Annotated in this window: 5 protein-coding genes; all 5 read left to right on the forward strand. The window is 70.6% G+C overall.

The window, feature by feature from the left end:
* The first annotated feature begins 63 nt into the window (after positions 1 to 63).
* Genes ACESY8_RS12130 through ACESY8_RS12150 form a run of 5 tightly spaced genes read left to right on the forward strand, consistent with a single transcriptional unit; the run spans position 64 to position 4,646 of the window.
* The gene (locus tag ACESY8_RS12130; protein WP_007493418.1) at positions 64 to 300 is read left to right on the forward strand and encodes an acyl carrier protein; all 237 of its coding nucleotides are present in this window, start codon (positions 64 to 66) and stop codon (positions 298 to 300) included.
* Between the two features lie 3 nt (positions 301 to 303).
* Complete coding sequence (locus ACESY8_RS12135) at positions 304 to 942, forward strand: MBL fold metallo-hydrolase (RefSeq protein WP_054338740.1); 639 nt, start codon at positions 304 to 306, stop codon at positions 940 to 942.
* Between the two features lie 7 nt (positions 943 to 949).
* A complete protein-coding gene (locus ACESY8_RS12140) occupies positions 950 to 2,023 on the forward strand; it encodes a LuxE/PaaK family acyltransferase (RefSeq protein ID WP_173017574.1) in 1,074 nt (357 codons plus the stop codon).
* Entirely contained in the window at positions 2,013 to 3,203 is a 1,191-nt protein-coding gene (locus tag ACESY8_RS12145) for an acyl-CoA reductase (RefSeq protein ID WP_009260581.1), read from the forward strand. Before ACESY8_RS12140 ends, ACESY8_RS12145 begins: the two co-directional genes overlap by 11 nt.
* 9 nt (positions 3,204 to 3,212) lie before the next feature.
* Entirely contained in the window at positions 3,213 to 4,646 is a 1,434-nt protein-coding gene (locus ACESY8_RS12150; protein WP_054338739.1) for an AMP-binding protein, read from the forward strand.
* Positions 4,647 to 4,751 lie beyond the last annotated feature (105 nt).

Genomic DNA, 4,751 nt, shown 5'->3' on the forward strand with positions numbered 1-4,751 from the left:
CCCCCCCCCCCCCCCCCCCCCCCCATTTGGTACTTACGCCGCGGGATAGAAAGGAAACGAGCTATGACAAATCTGGAGAAGTATGACCGCCTGTTCCTCACCGCCTTCCGGGTCAAGCCGGAGGAGCTGCCCGGCCTCAAGTACCGGGGCATCCCCCTGTGGGACTCCCTTGGCCACATGGATCTGATGGGGGACATGGAGGAGACCTTCAAAATCAGCATCGGCACCGCCGACGTGCTGGATTTCTCCTCCTATGAGAAGGGCAAGGAGATTCTGGCCAAGTACGGCGTGGAGCTCTGAGCCGTGCTGCTTCTGGAGCGGTGGACGGAGCCGCTGGCGGAGAGCAACTGCTATCTGCTGGGGGAGGCGGGGCGCGCGGTGGTCATCGACCCCAACGACCCCAGGGGGCCGCTGGAGCGGCTGGAGGCGCTGGGGTGGACGCCGGAGCGGATCCTCCTGACCCACGAGCACTGCGACCACATGGCCGGGCTGGAGGCGCTGCGAAACCGCTGGCCCGGGGTGCGGGTGGCGGCCACCGCCGCGTGCAGCGCCGGCCTGGGGGACACCCGGCTCAACATGACCCGGAGGATGGAGGTCTATCTCGCCTTCCGGGGCAAGCCGGGGGTGTCCTATCCGCCCTTCGTCTGCCGGCCGGCGGATGAGACCTATGAGCACGCCTGGGAGTACGTATGGCGGGGACACCGGCTCCGCGCCGTGGCTCTGCCTGGCCACACGCCGGGGAGCGCGGGGATTTTCCTGGACGGGGACACCTTTTTCTCCGGGGACTACCTGATTCCGGGGGAGGAGGTCATCCTCCGCCTGCCCGGCGGGAGCGAGACGGACTACCGCGCCGTCACGGAGCCCATTCTCCGGGGGCTGCCCCCCGGCCTGCGCATCTGCCCCGGCCACGGGGAGCCCTATATTCTCACAGGAAAGGAGTGAAGCCGGTGTGGAGCTGAACACGCTGCTGCAATACAAGCCCTATTCCACGGCCCGGACGGAGAAGCGGGCGCTTTACGCCGGACTGCTCACCGGGCTGACCCAGTTTCACCGGGAGCACTGCCCGGAGTACGGCCGCCTGCTGGACGCCCTGGGCTGCCCCGCCCACATGGACTGTACGGTGGAGAGCACCCCCATGCTGCCGGTGTCCCTGTTCAAGGAACTGGAGCTGCGGAGCATCCCGGAGGGAGAGGTGTTCAAGACCATTACCTCCTCCGGTACCACCGGGCAGCGGGTGTCCAGGATCTTCCTGGACGGGGCCACCTCCGCCTGCCAGCAGCAGGCCCTCTGCCAGATCATGTCCGACTTCCTGGGGGAGCGGCGGCTGCCCTTCCTGGTGCTGGACAGCAGGCAGGTTCTGCGCAACCGCGCCATGTTCTCCGCCCGGGGGGCGGGCATTCTGGGCTTTTCCATCTTCGGCACCAGGCCCTGCTATGCCCTGGACGAGCACATGGAGCTGGATCTGGACGGGGTGCGGGCCTTCCTGGAGGAGCACCAGGGGGAGACCATCTTCCTCTTCGGCTTCACCTTCATCATCTGGAAGCATGTCGTCCGCGCCCTGGAGGAGCGGGGGGAGAGGCTGGACATCCCCAACGGCATCCTGGTTCACGGCGGCGGCTGGAAGAAGCTGGCCGGCGAGGCGGTGTCCCCCGGGGAGTTCAAGGCCCGGGTGGCGGCGGCCACCGGCGTGGAGCGGGTGAGCAACTACTACGGCATGGCCGAGCAGACCGGCTGCATTTACATGGAGTGCCCTCAGGGCCACCTCCACGCCAGCCTGTGGTCGGATATCGTGGTGCGGCGGGGGCGGGACTACCGCCCCTGTGAGCCTGGGGAGGAGGGGGTGCTCCAGGTGCTCTCCCCGCTGCCCCGCTCCTATCCCGGCCACTCCCTGCTGACCGAGGATCTGGGCGTGCTGCTGGGGGAGGACGACTGCCCCTGCGGGCGCAAGGGCAAATATTTCAAGGTGACGGGGCGGGTGCCCCGGGCCGAGGTGAGGGGGTGCAGCGATACCTATGAGGGATAACGTCACGCTTCTGGCCGGGGCGGAGCAGGTGGACGCCGCCCCCTGGCTCCCCTTTGACCCCAGGGCGGTGGACTTCCTGGCGGAGCTGTCCGCCGAGGTGCTCCGCGGCCCGGACACCCGGCGGCAGGAGGCCTCCGCCGCCTTCGGCTTCTGGTGCCGCCGGGCCCGCCTGGAGGCCCTGGCCGCGCGCCACGCCTCCCCGCTGCCCCGGCTGGGCCGGGGGCTGGCCTTCCATCTGGCCCCCGCCAATGTGCCCGCCCTGTTTGCCTACACCCTGGCCATCGGCCTGCTGGCGGGGAACGCCAACGTGGTGCGCCTGTCCAGCCGGCGGATGGAGGGGGAGGCCCCCCTGCTGGCGGCCCTCCGCCGGGTGCTGGAGCGGCCGGAGCACGCCGCCGTGCGGGCCCGCACCAGCCTGATCACCTACGGGCGGGACGATGCCGTCACGGCGGACTACTGCGCCCGCTGCGACGCCCGGATCGTGTGGGGCGGCGACGCCACGGTGGCGGCGGTGCGGGCCATGCCCATGCCCCCCCACGCCGTGGAGCTGTGCTTCCCCGACCGCTGGTCGCTGGCGGTGTTCAGCCAGCGGGCCTTCTCCGCCCTCACGCCGGAGGAGCGGGGGGCGCTGGCCCACCGGTTTTATAACGACACCTACCAGATGGATCAGAACGCCTGCTCCAGCCCCCAACTGGTGCTGTGGCTGGAGGACGGGGGAGACCCCGCCTGCCGCGCCCGGTGGTGGGAGGCGGTGGCCGCTGAGGCGGCGGAGCGCTACCCCTTCGGCCCCTTCCAGGCGGCCCGCAAGCTGGAGCGGCTGTGCCTCTGCGCCATGACCATGGAGCAGCCCTCTGTCGCCGCCGTGGAGCGCTATCAGGGCAACCTGCTCTATGTGGCCCGGCTGGCGGGGCTGTCCGGAAACCTGCCCTCCCTGGCCGGGGGCTTCGGGCTGTTCTTTGAGGCGGCTCTGCCCAGCTTGGAGGCGCTGGCCCCCCTGCTCCCGCCCAAGGCGCAGACCCTGGTGTGCGGCGGGCTGGAGCCGGCGGAGGTGGCCGCCCTCCTGGCCCGGGCGGGGGCGCGGGGCGTGGACCGGGTGGTGCCGCTGGGGCAGGCCCTGGAGATGGATACGGTCTGGGACGGGAGGGATCTGATCGCCGCCCTGTCCCGCATCATTGGATAGGAGGAGCACATGGAACTGTTTGCGCGCTGCGACCGGGAGCCGGAGCGGCTGCTGGCCGTCACCGAGGAGGGGAAACGGTACACCCTGGGGGATTTGAACGCCGCCGCGGAGCGGATTGCCGGGGCCGTGGGGGGGCACCGGCTGGTCTTTGTGCTGTGTGAGAACACCCCCGGAACCCTGCTGGGCTACCTGGGGTGCCTGAAAGCGGGAGAAGTGCCCCTGCTGCTGGACGCCCACATTGCGCCGGAGCTGTTGCGCGGCCTGCTGGAGACCTACCGCCCCGCCTTCGTCCATGTGCCCGGCGACCTCCCGGCGGAGACGGGGCGGGTGCTGGAGGGCTTTGTCCCGGCGCTGGAGGTGGAGGACAGCGTTCTGCTCCGCCGCCCCGGCGGGCAGGGGCCGGAGCTCCACCCGGAGCTGGCCCTCCTGCTCACCACCTCGGGCAGCACCGGCAGCCCCAAGCTGGTGCGCCTCAGCGGCCGGAACCTGGATGCCAACACCCGCTCCATCGTGGAGTACCTGGAGCTGGACGAGGGCCAGCGGCCCGTCACCAACCTGGCCATGAGCTACTCCTACGGCATGTCCATCGTCAACACCCACCTGCTGGCGGGGGCGGCACTGGTGCTCACCCGGCGCAGCGTGCTGGAGCGGCCCTTCTGGGAGCTGGTGGAGCGGGAGCGGGTCACCTCCCTGGCCGGGGTGCCCTACACCTACCGCATGTACCGGCGGGCGGGCCTGCTGGAGATGGAGCTGCCTGCGCTGAACACCCTGACCCAGGCGGGCGGCAAGCTGCCGGAGGCCCTTCACCTGGAGTTTGCCGACTGGGCGGCGCGGACGGGACGGCGCTTTTTTGTCATGTACGGCCAGACCGAGGCGGCCCCCCGTATGGGCTACCTGCCCGCGGAGCGGGCGGTGGAGAAGTGCGGCAGCATGGGGGTGCCGGTGCCCGGCGGTCAGTTCCGCCTGCTGGGGGAGGACGGTGTGCCTATTGACGCGCCGGACACCGTGGGCGAGCTGGTCTACCGCGGGCCAAACGTGGCCATGGGCTACGCCCGGCGGGCGGAGGAGCTGGCCCTGGGAGACGAGTGGCACGGGGAGCTCCACACCGGCGATATGGCCCGGCGGGACGGGGACGGCTTCTACTACATCGTGGGCCGCAAGAAGCGGTTTATCAAGCTCTACGGCAACCGGGTGGGCCTGGACGAGGTGGAGCGGCTGCTTGCCGCCCGCTTCCCGGACACGGGCTTTGCCTGCGTGGGGAGGGATGACCTCCTCCGGATCTTTCACGACAGCGCCGATCCCGCCGTGACCGGGGCGGCGGCGGAGTATCTCAGCGAACAGATGCACTTCCCGGAGCGGGTCTTTCAGATCCGGGCCTTGGAGGCCATTCCCAAGAATGAGGCGGGCAAGACCCAGTACAGGGCGCTGGAGGAGATGCGGTAACACCGGCCGAAGTATGCTGCATATGAGTCGGGGGGGGGGGGGGGGGGGGGGGGGGGGGGGGGGGGGGGGGGGGGGGGGGGGGGGGGGGGGGGGGGGGGGGGGGGG

Origin of the sequence: Clostridium sp. ATCC BAA-442 (genome assembly GCF_964239415.1) — a bacterium.
Taxonomy (GTDB): domain Bacteria; phylum Bacillota; class Clostridia; order Oscillospirales; family Oscillospiraceae; genus Flavonifractor; species Flavonifractor plautii.

Bases quoted from the DNA above. Each gene is read 5' to 3' on its own strand.
- ACESY8_RS12130 (WP_007493418.1), top strand. From the start codon at position 64: ATGACAAATCTGGAGAAGTATGACCGCCTGTTCCTCACCGCCTTCCGG.
- ACESY8_RS12145 (WP_009260581.1), top strand. From the start codon at position 2,013: ATGAGGGATAACGTCACGCTTCTGGCCGGGGCGGAGCAGGTGGACGCC.
- ACESY8_RS12150 (WP_054338739.1), top strand. From the start codon at position 3,213: ATGGAACTGTTTGCGCGCTGCGACCGGGAGCCGGAGCGGCTGCTGGCC.